Consider the following 22934-nt stretch of genomic DNA (forward strand, 5'->3'; position numbering starts at 1 on the left):
CTGAACTTTGTTAAGCTGTCAATCGTGGCGAAGGGCATCACGCGAGAGCGGATCGTCGCGGTGGCACTCGAGCTGCTCGATGACAAGGGCATGGACGCTCTCACCGTCCGTGCGCTCGCTTCCCGGCTCGGCGTGGGAGCCCCCGCGCTGTACTGGCACGTCCGCAACAAGCAGGAACTGCTCGACGAGATGAGCACGTCCGTCATGCGCCGCGTCACCGACGCCCTCTCAGCGATCGCTCCCAGCGCCGGCTGGCGTGACGACGTAGCCGCCAACGCCCGCGTCCTGCGCTCGGAGTACCTGCGCCACCGGGACGGAGCGCGCATCTTCAGCGGTGCGCGCTTCTCCGACCCCGACGTGGTAAAGGCGAAGGAGTCCTGGCTCGCGCGCTTGACCGCGGCCGGATTCTCCCTGGCCGAGGCGGACGACGCCATCGACCTGGTCACCGCGTTCGTGGTCGGCTTCGTGATCGAGGAGCAGGAGCGCAGCCAGTCCACCGGCGCCGACCCGGCCCGGTACTCGCTCGCCGGGCGCGACGCGTGGCTGGGCGAAGGCGCCGATCTGGTCAAGGCCGCCGGGCACCTCCGCGACGACGGTGACCTGCGGTTCGAACGGCAGCTCGGCATCGTCCTCGACGGGCTCGCGGCCCGTCTGCGCAGCTGACAGCCGCCACAGAGAGAGGTAAGGAGCTTCCTCGGGACCGGCCGATTCCCTCACCACGGGCCCGACGTCAGTGGCCGAAGCGGAACCAGTTGATGTTAATGAAGTCCCAGAGCTGGCCGCTTTTGAACGTCAGGTACACGTCGTGCACTCCCCTCACCCCGTTCGCACCAACAGAGACCGTCGACCGGTTCTGCCACCCTGAAGGGTGTCAATACTCCGCGTTCACGGCCGTGAGCTGCGGGTTTGTCTCGTCTTCCTGGTCGGAGCAGCGGCCTGGGTCCGGCATGCTCGAGGCTCGTGACGCTCCGTCTCTTCGATCTGGTCTTCTGCCGCATCGTGGGCTGACTGACGCTGCTGGCTCGTAGCGACGCGTCCAAGAACATGGAGATCCTCGTACTGCGGCACGAGGTCGCCGTGCCGCGCCGTCAGGTTCGTCGTCCAACCTCGGCTATTCGTGCGCCCAGCAGAACGGAGGTGAAGCCGTGACGTAGCGGCTGATCTTGCTGTTCGTAAGCTCGTCGTCGCTTGCCGGTGGAAGTCCGGTTCGGGTAGCTGCCAGGAGGCCCGGTAGCAGGCTGGCGGCTTCGTCTGGAAACGGGCTGTCAACGGCCGATCACCATTATGTGCCGTTTGCTCCATTCTCGACACGGCTATGCGCCGTGACGAGGCCTCAGCCTCTCGGCAGCCGAACAGGGGCGAGCAACGACCGAGAAGTCATGAGGAGGCGACGACCGCTGGAATTCCCCTAGAACCCGCCCGTCGATTGGGGTCAGTATTCACCCGTCGTCGACACACATCGAAACGGGCCGCGCGATCATCGGACGGCGCACCGAGACGTCGACGCCTGTCCCCGGACCGACGGCGCCCACCACCTCTTTACTCTCACTCAGCCGCCTTGGGTTGATCGCAAGCGCAAGGCCGGAGTCCGTCCATCAGGAGGTCCAGCAGGCGAGCCGCCATCGCTTCGTGCTCGGGCGGGCTAGCCACGGTGAAGATACCGATGAGAGCGGCAGCGATGTCTTCGGCGGGGACGTCGGTGCGGAGTTCCGCGCTCGTGCGGCCGGCTGCGAGGATGTTGTCGATGGCCCTGAGCAGCTCGGTCCGGGTGTGGGCATGGGCGATCTCGCCCGATTCGATCATCGCGAGCAGCGTGTGGAGCATCCCGTTCTTGGTTGCGATCCACTCCCCGAACAGGTCCATCCAGCGTCGCAGCGCCGCTGGCGGGTCGAGCTGGGTGAGTAGTTCACGGGCACCGGTGGTGAGCCGCGAGACCTGGTCGCGGTAGACCGCGTCGACCAGCGCCTCGCGGGTGGGAAAGTGCCGGTAGAGCGTGGCGATGCCGACGTCGGCTTCGTTGGCGATCGCGCGCATCGACGGCTCGGCCTCGGCCGAAGCGAACAAGCGGGTCGCCACGGCCAGCAGCTGTTCGCGGTTGCGGGTCGCGTCCGCCCGTGGTCTACGGATCTCTGCGGCGGCCAAAACGGATCACGCTCCATTTGTGCTCGCTTGGGTCACTCAAACGGAGCATAATCCGTTTACGTTGCTTCACGAGCCGCGACAGGAGACAGGAGACAGGTGAGCATGAAAGAACCGAGCCTCAACACGTTGGCGACCACGAGCCGGGCGGTCCAGTTCGAGTCGTTCGGCGGACCGGATGCCTTGAGCGTCCGCGAGGTACCCGTGCCGCACGCCGGCTCGGGGCAGATCCGCGTGCGGGTCACCGCGGCCGGCCTGAACCCGATGGACTGGTTCATGACCTCTGATGCGGAGACCGCCGCGCGATTCGGCTTGAGCCTGCCGTGCGGGTTCGGCACCGACTATGCCGGGGTGGTGGATGAGGTCGGTGACGGCGTGAGCGAGTTCGTGGTCGGTGACCGGGTGTTCGGCGGCGCCCTGTCCCGCGCGGTCGCCGACTATGTCGTCGTGGACGAGGCGGGGACCATCGCGGTGGGCGGCCAGGCGCACCGTACCCCTGACGGCGTCGACGACCCCACCGCTGCCACCCTTGCCATTGCGGGCTGCACGGCGGCCGCGGCCCTGGCCGTGGTCAACCCGGGCCCGGGCGACACGGTGCTCATCGGCGGGGCGGGAGGCGGGGTGGGCGTGTTCGCTGTCCAGCTCGCGCGCCTCGCGGGCGCGCGAGTGATCGGGACGGGGTCGGCGACCTCGGCCGATGCCCTGCGAGCCCTGGGGGCCGAGCCGGTCGCCTATGGCGATGGTCTGGTCGAACGGGTCCGTGCGCTGGCTCCCACTGGCGTCACTGCGGCCATGGACCTGCACGGGACGGACACGGCGCAGGCGGCACGCGAACTTGGCGTGCCTGACGAGCGCATCACCACCATCGCCGCCCAGGTCGACGGGATCACGCCGGCGAACGGCGCCAACGCGGCCCCGGGCGCCATCGAGGAGATCGCTGGCCTGGTTGCGGCGGGTCGGCTCCGGGTGCCGATCGCGGCCCGCTTTCCGGTTGAGCAGATCCGTGCTGCGGTCGAGCTTCAGGCGGGGCGGCACGTGCACGGGAAGGTCGTCATCGACCTCTAGGAGAGGAGAGCGAGGTCCGCCTGGACTGAACGACGGGGAAGGCCACCCTGGTGAGGTCTTCGGAGTCGGCCCACAGCCGCTGCTGGACGGCCATCTCGTAGGACTCCGGGCTGGAGGTGACCAGCCGGGGATGGCCCATGACCTCGTTGCGTCCGCCGGGACCGTAGTACTGACCGCCGAGCACGGCGGGGTCGGTGGCGGCGCGCAAGGTTGGCAGCGCGCCCATCGCGGGCGTCTGGGTGATCAGCGGCGCGAGCCACGTGAGCGGAAGCCGGAGGGCCGCGGGGGTGTTGCGGGCGAGCTCGGTGCTGGACATGCCGGGGTGCGCGGCCACCGAGACGGTGGTGCCGTGTGGGGCGAGCCGGCGCTGCAGCTCGTACGTGAACATCAGGTTGGCCAGCTTGGACTGGCCATAAGCGGCGACCCGCCTGTACGACCGAGAACCGGGTCTGCTCCTACGACCGGCTTGGAGCGGGCGCCAGCGACCAGCCGGACGGCCCACAGGACTCCTCCAGCACGGGCAACATCCTGACCGGCGTGCTCGCCCGCGTCGCCGATGACGGTCCGGTCGTCCTGGCCGGGCACTCCCTGGGCGGGCTCATCGCCGCCAGGTACACACCCGACCACCAGGACCGGGTCAAGGGGCTGGTCCTGATGGACGCCACACCGTCCTCGATGCTGGCCGATATCACCAAGTCGATCCCCGAATCCGCCAAGGGACCGGCGGCCGAATCGCGCGCGCAGAACCTCGCGATATTCAAGGGGCGGAACCCGGAGAAGCTCGTCATCACCGACAGCAAGGTCACCTCAGCCGGGAACATCCCGGTGGAGGTGATCCAGCACGGCAAGCCGTACCTCGCGGCCGTCCCCGAGTACGGGCCGCGCCTGGAGCAGGCGTGGACTGCGGGCCAGCGCAAGTGGCTCGCGCTGTCCAGCAGGAGCAAGCTGAGCACGGCCGAGAACAGCGGCCACTACATCTACCTCGACCGGCCCGATGTCGCCGTCCAGGCCATCGAGCGCGTCGCCGCGCAGGCCGCCCGTCAAGCGCATGGTGAGTAACCAGCCCTCCTGGGCAGGTGATCGCGCCCCTGACCGTGAAGCGTTGGAGCGGGCCGTCGGCCATTGGTTCGGTAGTCCGGCAGTTCAACCGCCGTTCCCCTTTTCGTTCCGATGGACGTCACAAGGGCGCGAAGGCTGCCTCAGCCTGGATCCAGGGCTTGATTTTTGTTGATCATTTCTCGTTCCAATTCCTCGACGAGGACAGCTCCCGCAGGTAGAGGCAGGTTTCGGGGCGTGAGGGACCTGGCGTGCTCGGTCGCGGCTTGTTCATGGGAAAGGCGAGCCAGGCGGCGTTGGCCGGGAACTTCCCGGAGGGCAAGTGGGCGAGCGGTCCGTCGATTCCGCGGGCGGACGGCAGGTCGGCGTTGACCTGCTCCTGCACGCGCGGTTGCGCTCTCATCGCCGGCGATGCCCGGCGATCAGGCATACGCCTGGCGATCGTCGCCCTCGACCGGCTCGAAGCCTTCGTTCGCAACCGGCTCAAGCGCCTTCAGCGCCGGCCCGGCACACTCAGGTGACGTCTGCTTCACGAGCGGCGGTCGCGGCGTAGTCGGTCGGGGTCTGGTCGTAGCGGTTGCGGAAGGCGCGGGCGAAGTGGCCGCTGTCGGAGAACTGCCAGCGGGCGGCTATGTCCGTGATGGTCATACGCCGGTGCGGTGCGATGAGCGCGCGGCGCGCCTCATCGAGGCGGCGATCCCGGATGTAGGCGCTCACTGACTGCCCTTCATGGGCGAAGGCCCGTTGCAGGGTACGCACGGAGATGTTCAGTTTCCGCGCGAGTGCCGCAGGGGAGAGGGCGGGGTCGGTGAGCCGCTGGTCTGCCAGGTCCCGCGCGGCCTGGGCCAGCGCCGGCGACAGCCGGGGCTCCACGTCGTCGACGCCGCCTCGGACCGCGGCCCGGGCCAGCTCGGCCAGGGTGTCGCGGGCGGCGTCGACCCCGGCCGGCCCGAGGTCGACCAACGTTCGGCGCACCATGGTGGCGTGCGCGGTCAGCAGCCGCATCTCGGCGGTGTCGACCGGGCCGGAGGCCGTCATGCCCCGTCCGCGCCGGATCTCGGCGGCGGGCAGCACGAGCACCTGGACGGTGGTGCGCGGCGTCGTGGCGAAGTGGGACAGCTTCCCTGTCTGTACCAGGAAGCGGCCGGCCGGTGCCGTGTGCTCGGCTCCCCCCGGTTCCGCGAACCGCCAGGCGCCCTGGTGGATGATCCACAGGCGTACGTGGTCGTCGGCCCCGACCCGCGGGCCCGCCGTCCGGAGGGTGGCCGTGCTCTCGAAGCGGTTGAACATCACGTCCCGCAGCCGGAACCCGCGGGAGCGTGCCCCGAAGCCGGCGACGGTCGCCCGGCTGAAGGGCGCCAGTGCGAAGGTCTCGCCCATCCGGGTCCGCCACTCGCGTGCGAAGTCGCTGAAGGCGTTCGCACCGCTCAGGCTCACCGAGAAAGTGTCGTTCATCGTTGTCGCGAATCTTCCGTTCAGGCTGTCGCGCCGATCCAAGTCCCCGCGACCCATGCCTTCCTATGTTTTCGACGTGAACCGGAACGATAATAACGAGGTGGCGAATTGAGCACGATCGCGATCGTCGGCGCGGGCCCGCAGTTGGGTCGGGCGATCGGCAGGCGGTTCGGCGCCGAGGGGTTCGGCGTGGCGCTGATCGCCCGCAACCGTACGATGCTCCAGGCGGTGGCCGATGACCTGTCCGGTACGGGCGTCCGGGCCGAGGTGTTCCCCGCCGACGTGACCGACCGTCCCACTCTGCACGCGGCGCTGACCGCCGTCGAGGAGCGGCTGGGGCCGATCGACGTACTCGAGTACTCGCCCGCGCCGTCCCCGGCCGACCTGCGCCGAGCGCCGATCGTCGAGGCCACGAAGGTCACCGTCGACTCGGTCCTGGCCCAACTGGATCTCTACCTGCTCGGCGGTGTCGCGGCGGTGCAGCACGTCCTGCCCGGCATGCTGGAGCGCGGCACGGGGACGGTCCTGATCAGCAGTGGCGCGGGTTCCGGACCGATGATCGCCCCACACGTGGCGAACGTTCAGATCGCCACCGGTGGGATGCGCAACTGGATCCTCAATCTGCATGCCGCGCTTTCCGGTACCGGCGTCTACGCCGCGCACGTGGCGATCGCCGCCTTCATCGGCCAAGGCGGCCACGACTCCCAGCCTCAGACGATCGCCGACGCCTACTGGCGGCTGCACACCGGGCGCACCGAAGCCGAGTTGATCATCCAGGACCTGCCGGACGACTACCTGGAACAAGGTCTGGCGGACAAGTTCATCGAGTCCTGAGCCTTTCCGGGCAACGCTCAGGTTCTTGTGGGTGCCGAAGATTGTGTCACAGGGTTTGGTCTGGGGTTTTGCTGCGTTCGATGGCCCAGCTCCGGCTGGATCGCAGGATGGCGCTTCGGCTGTTGTACGTGATCGTCTTACGGATATTCGGCTGGTCGCGCTACTCGTCCGATCACAGGCGTCCAAGGACGCGGAGATCCTGATACTGCGCCATCAGCTGGCTGTCCTCCGACGCCAGGTCGCCGCTCCCCGGCCATCCTGGGCGGACCGGGCGATCCTCTCCGCGCTTGCGCGACTCCTGCCCTGACGCCGCCGATGTCACTTGTTCGTCACACCGCGGACGCTCCTGCGCTGGCACGCCGAGCTGGTGAAGCGACGCTGGACCAAGGTCTCCGAGGCGCACCAAGATCACATCGCCGCATCCACTCTCCGCCACCGCCGACCCGCCTTCGGGTCTGGCCGTCGCGGCGCACTCGACTCGCCACTGTCTGACGTGGAACGCTGCGATAGGCGCGGACAAGGCAGAAGGGCCTTGCCGTGAGTCAGACGTTTCTGATCTCCATTGTCTCGTTGTAGACGACCTCGTTCGCGCAGTTCGCGAAGTCGAGCAGCAGCGCGAGCTCAGCATCGTCATATTTCTCAATCAGCGCGATGTACGCCCGGCTGAAGCGCTCCATGATCTCTCGGAGGCCGGCGTAGGCGCCGTCACGGTCGAGTTCGATGATGACCTGCCGCCGATCGGCCGTGTCGCGACGGCGGCGGACGAACCCGGACTTCTCTAGCCGGTCGATGACCGCGGTGACGGCACCTCCCTTGGACAGGCCCATCCACTGGGCGAGCTCGCCGGCCGTCATCGGCCCCTCCTTGTCCAGGAGCGCGAGGCAGTTGACGTCGGTGACGTTGAGCCCGGCCTGGGCGGCCACCGCGGAGTGGAAGAAGACTGCCCGGTTGGCCGCGATGCGGTTCGCGTCGTAGAGAGCCGCAATGGCCTGAGCACGCTGAGTCGACATGCTACTCTCTCTAAAATAGAGATATTCAGATTCCGTTAAGCTCACATTTCGAGCTGGTGCTCAGTCTATCCAAAGGAGAACCATGGCGTCACCTGCACAGCCACGCGCCGCACAGAAGCATCCGTGGCTCGTCCTGAGCGTGGTCCTCACCGCCGCGTTCATGGATCTGGTCGACGGGACCATCGTGAGCATCGTGCTCCCTCATATCCAGTCCGACCTTGAGGCCGGATTCGCGGCAGCGCAGTGGGTACTGGCCGGCTACTCGCTCACGTTCGCGCTGATGCTCATCCCTGGCGGACGCCTGGGCGACGTCTACGGACGTAAACGGATCTTCCTCATCGGTGTGGCAGGCTTCACCCTCGCCTCCATCGTCTGTGGCGCGGCCACCGGGCCAGGCCTGCTCGTGGGCGGCCGGCTCCTCCAGGGGTTCATGGCGGCGCTGATGGTGCCACAGGTCATATCGATCATCATGGTCATGTTCATGCCCGAGCGCAGGGCCAAGCCGTTCGCCGTGTACGGCATCGTGCTGAGTCTGGCCAACGTCAGCGGCCCGCTACTGGGCGCCCTGCTGACCGAATACGACGTCTTCGGACTGCAGTGGCGGGCGATCTTCCTTGTCAACGTCCCCGTTGGCCTCCTCGCGTTCGTCGGAGCCGCCCGCTACATGCCCGAGTCGCGTTCCGAACAGGCGCTCAAGATGGACGTGCCGGGCACTGTCCTGATCACGCTGGCCTCCTTCGCGCTCATGCTCCCGCTCATCCAGGGTCGCGAGTCCGGCTGGCCGCTGTGGATGATCCTCCTGATGATCGCGACCCTGCCCCTGCTGGGCCTGTTCGCTCTCGCTCAACGCCGCAGCGCATCTCCGCTCGTCCCGCCAGGCTTGTTCAAGGAACGGTCGTTCGTGGTCGGGCTGATCATGCTGCTCACCCTTTTCACCGGATTGGCATCGTTCTTCCTGGTGATCAACTACGCACTCCAGCTCGGGCTCGGCTGGTCGCTGCTCGCCACCGCGCTGACCGGTATCGGCTGGCCGGTCGGCATCCTGGTCACCTCGGGACTCGCGCAACGGTATGCCACGACTCACGGCAGGCTTCTGATCAGGACCGGGTTGCTCATCATGACGGTGGCAGTCGTCGCGCTGATCGTGCTTTTGGCGGCGTACGCGACCGACATCTCCTACTGGGTGATCGCGCCACCGGTGCTCGTCATGGGGCTCGGCTTCGGCCTGTGCGTGTCCATCCTGACCAACGTGATCCTCACTGGCGTGCCTGCCGACAGCGCCGGCGCGGGATCCGGTGTGCTCAACGCCATGCTCCAGCTCGGCACGGCCGCCGGCATCGCCATAGTCGGCGTCATCTTCGTCAGCCTCGCCAACGGGCAGGACACCACCAGCCTCTATTTCGCCGCTTCCACGACCCTCTGGTACAACGCGGCGGTCTTCTTGGTGGCACTCCTGCTCGCCATGGCACTGCCGCCGGCCCCGCGAGGCACTGAGATGCGAGAGTCGGCTCGCCAGGTCCCTGTCCCGTGAACCGCGCACGCCGCCTCCGGTGACGGCGTGTTTCTGGTTTCCGGTGAACGCGAGCCGGCAGGAAGGTCGGTTATGGGGCTGATCGACGCAGGTCGCGGATCTCAATGGCCCCCATGGGAGTCCTTCAGGTTCAGTCGGGGGTTCACGTGGGACTCCTGGCCCGGTTCGACGATTACGAACTGGCCCATCATGCCCTTGTCCTCGTGGACGAGCATGTGGCAGTGGTACATGTAGGGAGCTTTCGGGTCGGTGTAGTCGCCGAACTCCACCAGCAGCCGTACGTGGCCTTCCGGCGGCACGTACACCGTGTCCTTGCGGCCCGCCTCGTACGCGGCGGGCGGATTCCCATTGACGTCGAGGACCCGGAAACTGACCTCGTGGATGTGGAAGGAATGGTTGGTGCTCGGGTTGGTGAGCTCCCAAACCTCGACGGCTCCGGCCGGGACCACCTCGTCGATGCGGGCGAGGTCCATCTCCTTGCCGTTGATGGAGGTGCTGCTGAAGCGGAAGGTCCGCGTCCTGGCGTTCGGAGGGACGACCAGGGCCGGGACGTCGGTGAGTCGGGCGGGCACGGCCACCGACTCGGCGAGCGGGCCCGGCGCGGTGAACTTCATCAGGTCGAAGACGTCGGCGCCGCCGGTGAACCGGTCGAGTGCGGTGCCGCCGCCCAGTTCCGCGGTGTAGCTGCGGAGCACGACCTGGTCGCCGGGGCGGAAGTCCACCACGATCTCGACGCGTTCGCCGGAGGCGAGCAGCACCCTTTTCAGCCGTACGGGCTCGCCGACCAGGCCGCTGTCCGTGGCGACCAGCGCGAACTCCCGATCGTCGGCGAAGCCGATGTGGTAGACCCGGCCCACCGAGGCGTTGAGCAGCCGCAGCCGCACCCGCGTGGTGGTGACCTTGAACGCCGGTCCGAGCGTGCCGTTGACCAGGACCTCCTTGCCGAGAAAGCCCATCAGGTCCATGCCCGGCAGCATGGACATGCCGAAGTTGTCCAGCGTGAGCGAGCCGTCGCCGTCGAAGGTGGCGTCCTGGATGATGAGCGGGATGTCGTCGACGCCGTACTCATGGGGCAGTTTCGCCATGTGCTCGTCGTCGATGAGGAACAGCCCCGCCAGCCCTTGGTAGACGTGCCGGGCGGTGGTGCCGTGCAGATGCGGGTGATACCAGAGGGTGGCCGCCGGTTGGTCGATCTTCCAGGTCGGTTTCCACGTCGCGCCCGGGGCGATCATCTGATGCGGGCCACCGTCCATGACGGCCGGCAGACGCATGCCGTGCCAGTGCACTGAGGTGGCCTCGGGCAGGGCATTGTGCACCTGCGGAGCCACGGTCTCGCCCCGCCGTACGCGCAACGTCGGCCCCAGATGGGGACCGTTGACGCCCCACGTGCCGGTCTTCACGCCCGGCCGCAACTCGCTGACGCCCGCCTGGAGCTTCAGGTCGAACGAGCCGCCCTCCAGCAGAGGCGGGATGCGCAAGGGACGGTCGAACGGAAGCTCACCCACGTTGCCGGCGGTGGAGGACAGCCAAGCCCAGCCGAACGCGCCGCCACCCGCGGCTACCAGCGCAGACACACTGACCAGCCCAGCCTTCAAGAAGGAGCGCCTTCGCATCCACCGATCTCCTGTCCTTGTCGTGCGAGATAACGGGCTGAGCCTTACAGCCAGGCAGCGCGGTGGAATCCGGCACATTCCCTTTGCGGCTCCTTGGTTCGCGCGTTGACGCGGTCTTCTCCCTGGCAGGGCGTACTGCTTCCGGCGTCATGATCACCTTGTTGGTCACCAGGTGACGGGCAGCGCGTTCAGGCCTGATCCACGGGTGGTGGTCAGTTCGCCGGCGGGCACGGCGAGGCGGAGAGACGGGATGCGGGTGACCAGGGCGCGGAAGGCGATCTCCAGCTCGAGGCGGGCGAGGTTCTGCCCGAGGCACTGGTGGGTGCCGTACCCGAAGGTGAGGTGCGAGCCGGGGGGCCGGTGCACGTCCAGCTCCAGGGGGCGGTCGAGCAGAGCCTTGTCGCGGTTGGCGACGGAGGTGACGATCAGCACACCGTCGCCCGCGCGGATGAGCTGACCGTCGATCTCGATGTCCTCGAGCGCCACCCGGGGCAGTGCCCCCTCGCCGGACACATAGCGCAGCAGTTCATCCACCACGCCCAGCAGCGCGACCGCGCCGCTGCGTATGGCGGCGAATTGCCCGGGATGTTCGAGCAGCGCGAGAGTGCCCATCGAGATCATGCCGGAGGTGGTGGCATGCCCAGCGATCAGCAGCACCAGGGCCAGGCCGACGACCTCGTCCCGGTCGATCGTGCCCAGCGGGACCTGGCTGGTGAGCAGTTCGTCGATCAGCCCGTCACCCGGGTCCGTCTGCTTGGTTCGTACCAGCGCGTCGAGGTATCGGCCGAGTTCCGCCATCGCCTGCGCGCCCCGCTCGGGGTCGTGCCGGAGCCTGGCCTGCCGTTCGAAGAACGCGTGGTCCTCGTACGGGACGCCGAGCAGCTCACAGATCGCCAGCGAGGGCACCGGCAGCGCGAAGCCGGACACCAGGTCGGCGGGTGGCCCGGCGGCGAGCAAGGCGTCGAGCCGCTCGTTGACGAGGTGTTCGAGCCGGGGCCGCAGCGCCGTGACACGCTTGAGGGTGAAGGTGGGCATCAGCGCTTTACGCTGCCGCCGGTGTTCTTGGCCCTCGACGCCGAGCAGCATCGGCCGGGCGCGCGGGCCGGGCGCGGCAGGTATCGGCAGGGGAGAGCCAGGGTGCGCGCGGTCGGCGGTCAGCCGCGGGTCGGCCAGCAGGGCGCGGCCCTCGGCGTATCCGGTCACCGCCCACGCCTTTCGCCCCCCGGGCAGGCGCACCTTCGTCACGGCGCCGCCGTTCCAGCGCGACGGCTCGTAGCCGTCTGCCGGGCGGTACGGGCAGGATCTGACCGTCGGCAGCTCGGGCAGGGCCTCGGTGGTGTGCTCCGTCAAGGTTGACCTCCAGTCGAATGAGAAGCCGTCAGCGCAGGGTGTCGCGAAGTGCTTCGGCGAAGGGCCCGGGATCGTTGATGAAGGCGATGTGGTTGCCCGGGAACTCGACGTACGGGCAGCCGGTGCGTTCGGCGACGAGGGGCGCGGTACGGGCGTAGAACGCGCCGGCGCTCGCGCTCCCGGCCGCGCTGACCATCGCCACCCCGTTGGCGCGGATCCGGTCGAGGTCCGGCACGTAATACGTGATCGGCAGGAACTCCCGCGACAAGAAGAACTCGCTGTTGGGCGTGATGTTCTCCGCCGAGATGCGGGCGATCGTGGACTCCTCGAAGCCCACGAAAGAGGAGTGGAACACCTTCATGGCCGCGACCTTGCCCTCTTTGAGGAATGTGTCGTGGGCGCCGTCCATGAACGTCTGCCAGGCGCGGCCGTCGGGCAGGATGGACATGACCGGAGCCTCGTGGGCGATCAGTTTCGTGATCGCTTCCGGGTGGTGAGCGGCCAGTTCGAGGCCGATGGAGGCGCCGCAACTGTTGCCGAAGACGTAGGCCCGCTCGTGGCCCATGGCGTGGATCACGGCGACGGCGTCGCGGGCCTGCTGGGCCATGTCCATGTCCCGGGTGAGGTCGCCGGTGCTGCGGGAGTTGCACCGCCGGTCATAGCTGACCACCGTGTATTCCTCGGCGAGCAGGCTGGCGAGGCCCCGGTGGCGGGCCGCGTCGCCGCCACCGCCGGAGATCAGCAGCAGTAGCGGGCCGCTGCCCTGGTGGTCGTAGACGATCTGCGCGCCCTCACTGTGCACGCTGGCTGTAGTGACCACGAACTCTCCTTAAGATGCGGGCTGTATCTGATTTCGCCTCGCACGCTAACACACGTAAGATGCGGAGCGCATCTTAAGGAGTGATTCGATGACGGCCACACGGCGACGGGGCGAGCAACTGGAACACGCCATCCTCGACGCGACCTGGCAGATCCTGCGGGAGGTCGGCTATCCCCGGCTGACGTTCGAAGCGGTCGCCGCGCTGGCCGGCACCAGCCGCCCGGTGCTCAGCCGCAGATGGCCCACCCGGGCCGAGCTCGCGCTCGCGGCCATGGAGCGGAGCGCCCCGCCTGGTGTCGAGGTCCCTGACACCGGCGGCCTGCGCTCAGATCTGGTCGAGCTGCTGCGGCAGGGGGTGAACGGGCTAGGCACCGTACGCGGCGAGGTGCTGGCGGGGTTGGCCGCGGAAACGGCCCGTGACCCGGACGCCGCCGCCGCCCTGCACGCCTGGATCGCGCGCTCCACCCGCGAGGACGCGGCGGCGACCGTCCTCGCCAGAGCGGCGGACCGGCACGAGATCCGCGCGGTGGACCTTCCACCACGGGTGCTCCGGCTCCCCTTCGACCTGATCCGCAATGAGGTGGTGCTCCACGGTCGCCCGCCCGCCGACGACGCGATCGCCTCCATCGTCGACGACATCCTCCTGCCGCTCATCCGTCAGCTCGCCGCGGCGAGCGCGGCGTAGCACGCGGGCAGCGCCGTCAACGCGGCCGAGTTGGCCACCAGCCCGGTCGCGGTGCCGTGCCAGCTCTTGCGGGGGATCGAACTGCCTGCTGAACCCGCTGTGACCTCAGCCCGGGAACGCCCCCGCCCTGGGATCCTGGGTCAGCTCAAAGTGCAGGAGACGCCCGTGGGGCTGAAGGCCTCACCGCTGGAGGTCGCCGTCTTGATGACCTTGCCGTCCAGGTAGATCTTCCTGATGATGTTGTAGCGCTTCCTAACACCGATCGGGTAAGCCCGAAACACTGCCGGGAATTAGTGAACGGCCGGGAGTTGCACTGGGACGTCACCGTCACCGTGGTGGACTTGCTGAAACCGATCTGGGTGGCGACGAAGTCGCGCGACACAGCGAGGTTGGAGGTTAGGTGCCCGGCTATGCCCCTGCGGTGCGAGCGTGGAGCCGGCGCCGGGAATCCGGGTCGGAGCGCGAGTGCGCTCCGTGGAACCTTGATGGCGAGCAGAATGAGCTGCTGGTTTCTACACCTCATCGCGAAGATCGTCCGCCCGATACCGTCCTGCGCTGGCATCGCGATCTGGTGAAACGGACATCATGCCCATACCTGGTCTCCTGGATCCTCCGTCCTGCCGGCACCGGCCGCGCTTGGCTGACCCGAGTCCTAGGCGAGGAGACCGCCGCCACGATCGACTGAATTGAGGACCACTGCAGCGACCCGCCCGCTGACCACAAACGGGTGGAATCCAGATCAGGGCGACATGCCCTGGTGATCGCCTTCGTCCTTGGCTGGACGGCGCGTTCGTTAGGCTGCGTCACAGTGAGATCGCTAGCAGTGAGCTGAGAGGTGACGGTTGCCTGGGGAAGCAGCGCGACTGCTGGTGCGCTTCGGCCGCCGGTACGCGGCCGCCGTGCGCCTGGCGACGCTCGTTCCGATCTGCGCGATCGCCCTGTTCCGCGCCCCTCCCGAGCACTTGACGAGCACCGCGTACGTGGTCGGGGTCGCAGCCGCCTGGACCTGCGGGTACGCGTGGTGGCTGCGCTTCGGCCAGGGACGCATGCCGGTCGTCCTCGACGTGGTCGTCCTGCTGGGACTGTTCGCGAGCGTCTTCTGGACCGGCGCCGTCGAGGACAGGAACACCGGGTGGCTGCGGCTTCTGGTCACTTTCGCCTGTGTGACCTGCCAGTGGCACACTCTGCCGCTGGCGGGCGGCGCGGCGGCGCTGGCGGCCGGGGGTGGGGCGGCGGCTTTCCTCACCGCGGCGGGAGCGGCGGACATGGACGCGACCCTGGTCAGGGGGACGATGTGGGCGATCGTGGCGGCCGCGCTGTCCAGAGCGGCTTGGGTGCTCGTTCAGCGCGCGGCGCAACGGGCCGACCGCATGGCGGCCGAGGCCGTACGGGCGCGCGGCGAGTCGCTGGTGGCCGCGGCAGTCCGGGCGGAGGAACGCGAACTCGGCAACTCGTTGCACGACACGGCGGCGACGACCCTGCTGATGGTCGGCATCGGACAGGTGCATTCGGACGCGGACTGGCTGGCGCCGCAGGCGCGCCGCGACCTGGACAGACTCCACTCCGACAGCAGGCGGACCCCGCAGCACGCGGACCTCGTCGATCTGCTGCGCGCCGACCTCGAAGCCACGCATCTGACCGTGGAGTTCGACGCCCCCGCGCGGTTACCGCTTACGTTCGACGTCGCCAGGGCGATCGCCGACTCGGCGCGGGAAACCCTCACCAACGTACGCCGCCACGCGGGCACGACGCGTGCGACCGTCCGGCTGCGCGGGGACGAGAGAACGCTGTGCCTCGACATCGCCGACCAGGGGAAGGGATTTTCGCCGACGGACGTGCCGGCCACCCGGCGCGGCATACGCGAGTCCGTACGCGGCAGGATGAGTCGCGTCGGCGGCACGGCCACGATCACCTCCGCCGAGGGAGAGGGCACCCTCGTACGGCTGGAATGGCGGGCCGGCCATGACTGACGCCGTCGAGGAGGCGACGCGAGCGCAGTTGCGGCACGGCCTGCGGATCGCGACGTTGATCGTCGCCATGGCGATCGTGTTCGGGCTCGGGCTGGCCAACCTGCTCGGCCACCGGGATGTCCACGAGTCACTGAGTACGCAGTTGGCCGCCTTCGCGGCGCTGGGGACCGTGCTCGTCGGCGAGGCCGTACTGCTGGTCCGGGGACGTTCGTGGGGCCGGCTGCGTGGGCCCGCCATCGCCGTCGTGCTCGGCGCGTCCATACTGTCGTACCCGGCCCTGCCGGAGGGACGCACGTCGACGGAGGTGGACTGGATTTTCGGCGCGGCCAACTGGGTGGGCATCGTCGTGCTGCTCGACCGTCCGCTGCGAGCGGCGGCGGCGTTCTTGCTGGCCCACGAGCTCGTTGCCCTGCTCCACCTGGTCCTGTTCGACGACCTCAGCCGGCGGGCGCTGGCCAGGTTCGCCACCGGCTCGGTGTCCGTGATCGGCTTTCCGCTGTGCTTGGCCGTGGTGGCGGCCGTTCTGCTTCGTCTCAGCGCGGTGGCGGCGAACTCCCGGAGGGAGATCGAGCAGATGCGCATCGCCGAGGCTGTCGCCGTGGAGTCCCACCGTCGCAGGCAGCAGCGGTTCGCCGAGCTGTCGGCCACCACGGTCCCGCTCCTGGAAGGGCTCGCGGAAGGCTCGTTGCGCCCCGAGGACCCGGTGGTCCAGCGGCGCTGCGCCATCGAGGCGGCCCGGATGCGCAGACTGTTCGCCGAGACCGACAATGTCGCGAATCCCCTGCTGCACGAGCTGCGCCACTGCATCGACGTGGCAGACCGCAAGGGCGTCGTGGTGGAGCTGGACACCCGCGGCCAGTGGCCCGAGCCGCCCCTGGCCGTACGGCGTGATCTCACCGAGGCGGTGCTCATCGTCCTGGCCACCGCCTTCTCCCGGGCGCGGGTCACCGTCATCGGCAGTGCTGACCTGGTGTCGGTGAGCGTGGTCGCGGACTGCGGTGAGATGAACATGCCGAGCCCGGCCACACCCGGTGTGCAGGTCGAGGCATTGAACAACGACGACACAGTCTGGGTGGAGGCCCGATGGCAGCGGACGAGCTGATCACTGCGGTGATCGTGGACGATCATGCGGCCATCGCCGCGGGTGTGCGTTCCTGGTGCTCCCAAGCCGTGCCACCGATCGATCTCATCGACGCCGGGGAACGGCTCGCCGATGTCTGGACCGGACCCGGCGCCGTCGCCGACGTGGTGATCTTCGATCTGGAGCTGGTGCCGCGCCGGCCGGACTTCGGTGAGCTTCGCAGGCTGGTCGACAACGGCAGGCGCGTGATCGTGTACTCCCAGCACACCGACAATGCGACCGCGATCAAATGCATCGACCTTGGCGCCCTCGCCTATCTCACCAAGCGTGAGGGGCCCGATCACCTGGTGCCCGCCATCCGCGCGGCCGCGGGGGGTGAGTCCTACACCGCGCCGTCGCTGTCCGGGGCGCTCATCGCCAATGACGATCCTGGTCGGCCGCGCCTGTCCCAGCGCGAAACCGAGGTGCTACGGGCGTGGTTCGTGTCCTCGTCCAAGGAACTCGTCGCCGCGAAGCTCAACATCACGATCAAGACCGTCGACACCTATATCGCGCGGGTGCGGGTGAAGTACGCCAACGTGGGGCGGGCCGCTCGTACCAAGAGCGAGCTCGTCGGCCGCGCGCTCGACGACGGGCTCATCACGCTCGCCGAGCTCAACCAAACGGTGACCTCGTTGTAGGGCGTTCACCCGACACCGGCGCGTCCTGGGCCTTCGTAGAGTGATGATCAGTCGCGGGAAGGCCGCGCGAACATCCCCTGCGGTTGGCAGCGGGGTGATCAGGAACGAATGTGAAAGCAATGGAAGAGTTTCCTGTCTTGCCGTCGACCTTGTGCGACGGGCGTGCGCACGACTGCTCATGCATCCAGTGAGGATTCGTACGTGCGGGGACGTACACCAGCACTCAAACGGGGGCCGGCGGCGGCGTTGACGACGACCGCGCCGGCACCTGGCTATGACGCCGTTCCGGCCTGAGCCGTCCGCCAGACGCTACGGGCCGGCCTGATCGTCGGGACGGTGCGCGGCGCTTGAGCGTTCGCGCCTCGCGTCCACCCACCGGGCAGAACAGCCGCGGCCCCGGCCTGGCTGTCCTGCTCCCGCGTGCCGGTGTCACCTTCCACTCGCGTCGGCTATCCAATATGACAAGGAGAGCCCTGATGGGACTGGAGATCAAAATCCTGGGACCGTGGGAGGCCACGGCGGACGGTGCGCCGGTGCGAGTTTCCGGCGAGCGGCGAGTCGGGGTTCTGACCAGGCTGGCACTGAGCGCTGGGCAGCCGGTCTCCGCGGACGAACTCCTCGCCCAGGTGTGGGGTCAGAGCACGGCGACGACAGCCGGCAAGCAACTGCACATCGTGGTGTCCAAGCTGCGGAGCTTGCTCTCGCCACACGAAGACGACGAAATCATCGCGACCGTCTCCGGCGGGTATCAGCTGAACCTCGCGTGTGAGCGCGTCGACGCCCACCTGTTCACGCTCCTGGCCCGCCAGGCACGAGCCGCGCGAGATCGCGGCGAGGTCGCGACGGCCGACGCGCTGTTCCAACGGGCCCTGGCGCTGTGGCGGGGCAACGCGCTGGTCGGCATGACCGCCTTGTGGGCCCAGGTCGAGTCCGCCCGGCTGGAGGAGGAGCACCTGGCCACACTGGAGGACCACATCGACCTGCGCCTCGCAGCTGGTGATCATCACGCGGTGGTGCCGGTGCTCACCGCCCATGCCGAGGCCCACCCGCTGCGGGAACGTCCCCGCGCCCAGCTGATGCTGGCGTTGTACCGGGCGGCCCGGTCGTCCGAAGCCCTTGCGGTGTACCAGGAGACTCGCCGCGTCGTGGTCGAGGAACTGGGCATCGAACCAGGAGCGGCGTTGCGCCGGATGCAGCAGGCGGTGCTGCGGCGGGATCCCGCACTTCACCTCACCTCGCCGGCGCAGCGAACCACGCTCGCCAAGCCCATCGTCCCGATCGAGCTCCCCGCCGACACGCGGGCGTTCACCGCCCGTACCGCGGAAATCGCCTGGCTGCACCAGACGCTCACCGACACCGTGCCCGGACTGCCGACCGTCGCCGCGATCCACGGTCCCGGCGGGATCGGCAAGTCCGCGCTGGCCATCCACGTCGCGCACGCCGTCGCCGATCGCTTCACCGACGGTGTTCTCTACCTCGACCTGTGCGCCGCCACCGCCGGGAGCCAGCCGCTGTCGCCGTTGGAGGCCCTGAGCCGGCTGCTGCGCTCGCTCGGGCTGGACGGTACAGCCGTACCGACCACCCTGGACGAGGCCGCCGCCCGCTATCGATCACTTACCTCGGCGCGCAAACTGCTCGTCGTCCTCGATGACGCCCTCGACGCGAGCCAGGTCCGGCCGCTCATTCCCGCCGGGCCCTCGTGCGCGGTCATCGTCACCGGCCGCGTGGTCATGGCCTCGCTCGACAACACCAGCCATCTGCGGCTGACCGGCCTCGACGACGCCGACGCCGCCGCCCTGTTCGCCGGCATCGCGGATTCCGGCCGGGTCCGGGCCGAGCCGGAGGCGGCTCAGCAGATCGTCCGGCAGTGCAGCGGCCTTCCTCTCGCGCTGCGTATCGCGGCGGCGCGCCTGGCTGCCCAGCCCGATCGTACGCTGACCCATCTGGCCGATCAGCTCGCCGACCCCGACCGCCGCCTTGACGCCCTCGAACACGCTGACCTGGCGATCCGCGACAGCATCGCGGTCAGCCTGCAGCACCTCCCCGGAGAACCCGTGGGCCACGACGCCGCACACGCGTTCCTCCTGCTCGGCCTCCTGGAAACCCCCACCCACACTGCCGCTGCCGCGTCCGCTCTCGCCGACTGGCCGGAACACCGCGCGGAAACGGCGCTCAACCACCTCTTGGACGCTCGCCTTCTCGAACCCGCAGGGCCAGGCCGCTACCGGATGCACGACCTGATCCGTCTCTATGCCCGCGAGCAGGCCGCCCGTCACGTGCCTGAACCTGTGCGCATCAGGGCCACTCACCGCACGTTCCATCACGGGATGCTGGGACTATTTCCTCAGCGAACAACGCAAAGGACTTTTAGCAGCTCAGCACAGGTGTGCTGCCAGGTGCCACGAGAGTGTCAGCGAGCATCGCCGCGGGATGTCAGTAACTCCCGCCACGAAAGTGCCAGCTGCGGATTGGCGCCCCCTTGGCCAGCCCCGCGAGGGACTCGACCGGATGCTCGACCTCCGTCCACGGCGGCATGAGGTCGGTGGGCTCCTGGTGCTATCGAGCCTGAGAGGCGGATGCTGGCCGCTGTGCTTCATCTTGCGGCCAGCACTGGTACTCGTTGTTGCAATCTCGCAGGCTACCTGCGTTGCCTGTGAGGGGAGGCGTGCGGTTTAAAAGCTCTCCGAGCGGTGGATCACTAGTGAAGGGCTGGACATGGGTTCAGGCGTCTGCGGGAGCTGCTGGGCTGCTCGGAGCAGGACCTTGCCCCAGAAGGTGTTCATGTCCAGGACTTCGTCGGGCATCATGAGGCGTGTTATGACATTGTCCTTTATCGAGGGGGCCAGGGAGCTCGCGAGGATCTCGATGACGAGGCTTTCTGGGAGCTGGTCGCGTTCCACCATGGACTTCCAGCCGGTCATGATCTTGTAGGTCGCCTCCTGCGTCTCCGGGCGGGCGAGGCCCTGCCGGATGGTGAAGGAGAAGGCTTCCTGGTCTTCGGGGCGCGACAACTCTTGTAGGTGGGAACCACAGAGCAGGACCATGCCTTTGTGTGTGGACGCAAGTCCTAGAAAGGCCACGATGCCGGCTCGCTCGGATTCAGGGGTGTCCAGCCATTTGAACAGGGTCTGTAGAACGGTTTGGCGGTGGGATATAGCCAAGGATGTGAAGGCGGCCGCAAGGGGGATACTGAGGGCATTCGTGGTCTTTAGGGCGGCAAGGTGGAGACGGACCAGTGCCCTTTCCGGGGCTTGCCTACCGAAGGCGCCGCCGCACACCTCCGCGACCAGGTCGACGCGCTCCTGCGAGGGACTGTTCGCGAGCCAGTTGTAGAGACGTCCGCGGATGTATGGACCGAATCGTGAATCGATCGCTGCCTTGGACAGAGCCTGGGCGAGAGTTGATCGCCGCTTCGTGAGGAGGGCATCTCGAAGCTTGTTAATGATTGCCTTGTCTCGGAAGTGAAGCGTCAGCTCCAGTAGTGCCTCGACGACTTTTTCGGCGTCGTCGGCCGGCAGATTGGCGGCCTGGTTTACGGCCCAATCAGTTAGCAGGTCACGGTGGAGCTGACATTCGTCCCATAGATGCCGGCGCGCCGCCGCAGGCAGTCCGTGGCACTCGGGGGCCAACTGGACTCGGTCGCCGACCCTTTTGATGTGCGCATCGTCCAGCCGTTTCGACGCCGGGGCGTCGGCCAGGACGGCCGCTGGGCCTCGGTCCTCACCGAGCTTGCGGCGAAGGGCCTCGGACATCTGGAGAATCGACAGCCTGCGTCCGCCGTCACACAGCGCCGCGGACCATAGGAGCGTTCGGCTTCCAAGCTGCGCTGGGAACTTCTTGTCCAGCCAGGCTTCCCACCCGCCGTATTCGGCGGCGATGTCTCCGACGTTGAGGCTGGAGGATTTTCTGATGATTTCGGCCAGCCGTGAGGCATCCTCGGCTCGAGGGGAGGAAGTCCAGATGGGCGCGAGGGCCTCATGGCTGAGCAGGAAGGTGCGATTGCTTGCGCCGCGGGCGTTGAGTTGTCGGGCAACGAGGCGGCGGGCGTTGGGAGAGGGTAGTGAGACGAGTTGGTCCCTGAGCTGATGAGTCCATTGCCCGGCCCAGATATCTCCAGTCACCAGAACGACGAGAAGAGCCTGACCCTCCTTCGGCCAGGAGAGCAGAGCTTTGCCGAAGTCCTCCGACGGCTCTTTGGCCGTATCTGAGAGGTCGATGATGTAGCCGTGACCCGCTACGGCCGGAGGAAGAAATCGGCGTTGTGGCTGCGTCCACGTGGGCTCGAGCTCGTGGATTCGCTCTGGCTTCACATGGTTCAGCAGTTGCCGCAGGGCGGCGGTGTGGCGTCCCGTTCCTGCGTCACCGCGTAGGACCAGGACCTTGTGCTCACGGAGCACGCGGTCACATCGGATCCACTCCTCGCCTTCTGGAGCGACGAAGCGGCTTTCATCGCAGACCAGGAACTCCTCGGGCGTTATCGGACGGACCTCGACAAGGTCGTCACCATAGTTGAAGGTCTGCGTCTCGGCCACAAACGCTACGGCCGAACCGTTGACAGCGACCGCCAGCGTCGTCATCGGCCGATCCGTAGCCCGTTGAAAACCTGGCTTTCTGCGGAAAAGAACGTTCCAGAACCGGTGTTGATTATGTTGATCATTTTCGACCTGGAGGAGGCGAGGTCGCGGATGGTCGTCGAAAGGTCGAGACCGAATCTCCGCAGCAGCGCAGCGCAGACCATGTGGATGTCTAGGCTGCCCGCCTTTGGGCCAGCCTCCTGGGCGAGATCGTACAGGCGACCCATGACGCTGTCTGCCGACTGGCCCGCACTTGATGCTAGGTCTGAGACTTGATCCAGCTCCGCACGCCAGTCGCGGCCATCAGGGGCGATCTGCACGTGCCAGACGTGCAGCGCGGAGAGAATCTGATGAGTCAAGGTCTCGGCTTTGGTTATGTCGGTGGTCGTTGCCGCGGTTGCGACCGCTGTCACGACGTGCCTGTGACGGGAGCGTAGGCTGCTGCGAGTTACGCCCTCGCTGAGCAGACGGCCCAGGGACGTGGCGTCCGGATGAGCACGTGCCATCGCAGTCAGCTCGCTTAGCGCTTCGAGGTCAGTTGCTGGGTCCCCGACGGCCAGCCCAAGAAGGAGAGCTCCTTTCGTCAAATCTTTCTCGCGAGAACGGCAAACCGTGAGGGCACTCTCCATGACCTTGACGAACTCGGTGTTACTGCCGCTGACCGCGAGGCGCTTCTTGACCTGGATCTCGATGGAGGGGCCCTGAAGCGCATCGCCTGTTTGCAGGACGATGTCGTCGAAAGCGCTCCCGACGATCCTCTGCTGCAACGCGACGCGCTCGATCGGTTGTTGAATGCCGACTGGGACGTGCGCTCGACGCAGCATCCGGCTGAACAACATGGCCGCGAGCCGGTACTCGAAGATCACACCTGCTCCGCCCGTCGCCTCCGGAGAGACCGCACCTACAGACAATCAGACCACCCGCCTCGGGCCGTGGGGAGTTGCTTGAACATGAAGAGCGTAGGCCGCGCCACCGACAAATTCCGAGGGTTGCCGCGTATGTGCCAGGTCGACGCCGAACCGCTGGTCGTTCAGCGCATCCGGGTACGGATCCAATCGTGGTGGCTCAATA

At 67.7% G+C, this 22934-nt stretch carries 19 protein-coding genes and 2 pseudogenes; 11 read left to right on the top strand and 10 right to left on the bottom strand.

Annotated features, from left to right (window positions below; all coding sequences use genetic code 11):
- Positions 1-24 precede the first annotated feature (24 nt).
- Complete coding sequence (locus tag AB0H88_RS14470) at positions 25-663, top strand: TetR/AcrR family transcriptional regulator C-terminal domain-containing protein (RefSeq protein WP_357644315.1); 639 nt, start codon at positions 25-27, stop codon at positions 661-663.
- A 67-nt stretch (positions 664-730) separates the two neighbouring features.
- On the opposite strand, the pseudogene AB0H88_RS14475 reads toward AB0H88_RS14470, so the two are convergent.
- Together AB0H88_RS14475 and AB0H88_RS14480 are read right to left on the bottom strand one after the other, a co-directional pair.
- Positions 731-853: pseudogene (locus tag AB0H88_RS14475) on the bottom strand (hypothetical protein); the annotation flags it as partial.
- Between the two features lie 692 nt (positions 854-1545).
- On the bottom strand, positions 1546-2142 hold the full coding sequence (locus AB0H88_RS14480) for a helix-turn-helix domain-containing protein (RefSeq protein WP_357644317.1): 597 nt from the start codon (positions 2140-2142) through the stop codon (positions 1546-1548).
- Between the two features lie 102 nt (positions 2143-2244).
- On the opposite strand from AB0H88_RS14480, the gene AB0H88_RS14485 reads away from it, so the two are divergent.
- Positions 2245-3204 (top strand): NADP-dependent oxidoreductase, encoded by a 960-nt coding sequence (locus tag AB0H88_RS14485; RefSeq protein ID WP_357644319.1) that lies wholly within the window; start codon positions 2245-2247, stop codon positions 3202-3204.
- Here AB0H88_RS14485 and AB0H88_RS14490 read toward each other — a convergent pair.
- Positions 3191-3592 carry a hypothetical protein gene (locus AB0H88_RS14490; protein WP_357644320.1) on the bottom strand — a complete coding sequence of 134 codons (402 nt, stop codon included), beginning with the start codon at positions 3590-3592 and terminating at the stop codon, positions 3191-3193. The two genes, AB0H88_RS14485 and AB0H88_RS14490, sit on opposite strands and share 14 nt — an antisense overlap.
- 65 nt (positions 3593-3657) lie before the next feature.
- Between AB0H88_RS14490 and AB0H88_RS14495 the strand changes: the two are divergent.
- Both AB0H88_RS14495 and AB0H88_RS14500 read left to right on the top strand, forming a co-directional pair.
- Positions 3658-4263, top strand: a pseudogene (locus AB0H88_RS14495) (alpha/beta hydrolase); the annotation flags it as partial.
- Positions 4264-4511: 248 nt separating this feature from the next.
- Positions 4512-4781, top strand: a complete 270-nt coding sequence (locus AB0H88_RS14500) for a hypothetical protein (RefSeq protein ID WP_357644799.1) — start codon at positions 4512-4514, stop codon at positions 4779-4781.
- Here the strand turns inward: AB0H88_RS14500 and AB0H88_RS14505 are convergent.
- Complete coding sequence (locus AB0H88_RS14505) at positions 4774-5715, bottom strand: helix-turn-helix domain-containing protein (RefSeq protein WP_357644322.1); 942 nt, start codon at positions 5713-5715, stop codon at positions 4774-4776. The two genes, AB0H88_RS14500 and AB0H88_RS14505, sit on opposite strands and share 8 nt — an antisense overlap.
- A 108-nt stretch (positions 5716-5823) precedes the next feature.
- On the opposite strand from AB0H88_RS14505, the gene AB0H88_RS14510 reads away from it, so the two are divergent.
- Positions 5824-6549 (top strand): SDR family NAD(P)-dependent oxidoreductase, encoded by a 726-nt coding sequence (locus tag AB0H88_RS14510; RefSeq protein ID WP_357644324.1) that lies wholly within the window; start codon positions 5824-5826, stop codon positions 6547-6549.
- A gap of 542 nt (positions 6550-7091) precedes the next feature.
- Here the strand turns inward: AB0H88_RS14510 and AB0H88_RS14515 are convergent.
- Positions 7092-7559, bottom strand: coding sequence for a MarR family transcriptional regulator (locus AB0H88_RS14515; protein WP_357644326.1), 468 nt, complete (start codon positions 7557-7559; stop codon positions 7092-7094).
- A gap of 82 nt (positions 7560-7641) precedes the next feature.
- Here AB0H88_RS14515 and AB0H88_RS14520 point away from each other — a divergent pair, with 82 nt between their 5' ends.
- Positions 7642-9090: an MFS transporter gene (locus AB0H88_RS14520; RefSeq protein ID WP_357644328.1), complete on the top strand. Its 1449-nt coding sequence runs from the start codon at positions 7642-7644 to the stop codon at positions 9088-9090.
- Positions 9091-9191: 101 nt separating this feature from the next.
- On the opposite strand, the gene AB0H88_RS14525 is transcribed toward AB0H88_RS14520, so the two are convergent.
- From AB0H88_RS14525 to AB0H88_RS14535, 3 genes are all read right to left on the bottom strand, one after another.
- Positions 9192-10664: a multicopper oxidase domain-containing protein gene (locus AB0H88_RS14525; RefSeq protein WP_357644330.1), complete on the bottom strand. Its 1473-nt coding sequence runs from the start codon at positions 10662-10664 to the stop codon at positions 9192-9194.
- Positions 10665-10868: 204 nt separating this feature from the next.
- Positions 10869-12053, bottom strand: a complete 1185-nt coding sequence (locus AB0H88_RS14530) for a cytochrome P450 (RefSeq protein ID WP_357644332.1) — start codon at positions 12051-12053, stop codon at positions 10869-10871.
- A 28-nt stretch (positions 12054-12081) separates the two neighbouring features.
- Positions 12082-12873 carry an alpha/beta hydrolase gene (locus AB0H88_RS14535; protein ID WP_357644334.1) on the bottom strand — a complete coding sequence of 264 codons (792 nt, stop codon included), beginning with the start codon at positions 12871-12873 and terminating at the stop codon, positions 12082-12084.
- A gap of 88 nt (positions 12874-12961) precedes the next feature.
- On the opposite strand from AB0H88_RS14535, the gene AB0H88_RS14540 reads away from it, so the two are divergent.
- The 5 genes from AB0H88_RS14540 to AB0H88_RS14560 all read left to right on the top strand — a co-directional run bounded on the left by AB0H88_RS14540 (position 12962) and on the right by AB0H88_RS14560 (position 19826).
- Positions 12962-13558 carry a TetR/AcrR family transcriptional regulator gene (locus AB0H88_RS14540; RefSeq protein ID WP_357644336.1) on the top strand — a complete coding sequence of 199 codons (597 nt, stop codon included), beginning with the start codon at positions 12962-12964 and terminating at the stop codon, positions 13556-13558.
- A gap of 842 nt (positions 13559-14400) precedes the next feature.
- A complete protein-coding gene (locus tag AB0H88_RS14545) occupies positions 14401-15528 on the top strand; it encodes an ATP-binding protein (RefSeq protein ID WP_357644338.1) in 1128 nt (375 codons plus the stop codon).
- Positions 15521-16630 carry a hypothetical protein gene (locus tag AB0H88_RS14550; protein WP_357644340.1) on the top strand — a complete coding sequence of 370 codons (1110 nt, stop codon included), beginning with the start codon at positions 15521-15523 and terminating at the stop codon, positions 16628-16630. The genes AB0H88_RS14545 and AB0H88_RS14550 overlap by 8 nt, the downstream gene beginning before the upstream one ends.
- Positions 16612-17289 carry a response regulator transcription factor gene (locus AB0H88_RS14555; protein ID WP_357644342.1) on the top strand — a complete coding sequence of 226 codons (678 nt, stop codon included), beginning with the start codon at positions 16612-16614 and terminating at the stop codon, positions 17287-17289. The genes AB0H88_RS14550 and AB0H88_RS14555 overlap by 19 nt, the downstream gene beginning before the upstream one ends.
- Positions 17290-17765: 476 nt before the next feature.
- Positions 17766-19826 (top strand): BTAD domain-containing putative transcriptional regulator, encoded by a 2061-nt coding sequence (locus tag AB0H88_RS14560; RefSeq protein ID WP_357644344.1) that lies wholly within the window; start codon positions 17766-17768, stop codon positions 19824-19826.
- 135 nt (positions 19827-19961) lie between these two features.
- On the opposite strand, the gene AB0H88_RS14565 is transcribed toward AB0H88_RS14560, so the two are convergent.
- Both AB0H88_RS14565 and AB0H88_RS14570 read right to left on the bottom strand, forming a co-directional pair.
- Positions 19962-21866 carry a hypothetical protein gene (locus tag AB0H88_RS14565; RefSeq protein WP_357644345.1) on the bottom strand — a complete coding sequence of 635 codons (1905 nt, stop codon included), beginning with the start codon at positions 21864-21866 and terminating at the stop codon, positions 19962-19964.
- Entirely contained in the window at positions 21863-22729 is an 867-nt protein-coding gene (locus AB0H88_RS14570; protein ID WP_357644347.1) for a hypothetical protein, read from the bottom strand. The genes AB0H88_RS14565 and AB0H88_RS14570 overlap by 4 nt, the downstream gene beginning before the upstream one ends.
- Positions 22730-22934: the final 205 nt, after the last annotated feature.

It is taken from the genome of Nonomuraea sp. NPDC050680 (genome assembly GCF_040654555.1).
Classification (GTDB): Bacteria; Actinomycetota; Actinomycetes; order Streptosporangiales; family Streptosporangiaceae; genus Nonomuraea.

Excerpts from the sequence above, each read along its gene's own strand:
- AB0H88_RS14540 (WP_357644336.1), top strand. The coding sequence starts at position 12,962 with ATGACGGCCACACGGCGACGGGGCGAGCAACTGGAACACGCCATCCTC.
- AB0H88_RS14505 (WP_357644322.1), bottom strand. The coding sequence starts at position 5,715 with ATGAACGACACTTTCTCGGTGAGCCTGAGCGGTGCGAACGCCTTCAGC.
- AB0H88_RS14490 (WP_357644320.1), bottom strand. The coding sequence starts at position 3,592 with ATGTTCACGTACGAGCTGCAGCGCCGGCTCGCCCCACACGGCACCACC.
- AB0H88_RS14485 (WP_357644319.1), top strand. The coding sequence starts at position 2,245 with ATGAAAGAACCGAGCCTCAACACGTTGGCGACCACGAGCCGGGCGGTC.
- AB0H88_RS14560 (WP_357644344.1), top strand. The coding sequence starts at position 17,766 with ATGGGACTGGAGATCAAAATCCTGGGACCGTGGGAGGCCACGGCGGAC.
- AB0H88_RS14555 (WP_357644342.1), top strand. The coding sequence starts at position 16,612 with ATGGCAGCGGACGAGCTGATCACTGCGGTGATCGTGGACGATCATGCG.
- AB0H88_RS14550 (WP_357644340.1), top strand. The coding sequence starts at position 15,521 with ATGACTGACGCCGTCGAGGAGGCGACGCGAGCGCAGTTGCGGCACGGC.
- AB0H88_RS14520 (WP_357644328.1), top strand. The coding sequence starts at position 7,642 with ATGGCGTCACCTGCACAGCCACGCGCCGCACAGAAGCATCCGTGGCTC.
- AB0H88_RS14565 (WP_357644345.1), bottom strand. The coding sequence starts at position 21,866 with ATGACGACGCTGGCGGTCGCTGTCAACGGTTCGGCCGTAGCGTTTGTG.
- AB0H88_RS14515 (WP_357644326.1), bottom strand. The coding sequence starts at position 7,559 with ATGTCGACTCAGCGTGCTCAGGCCATTGCGGCTCTCTACGACGCGAAC.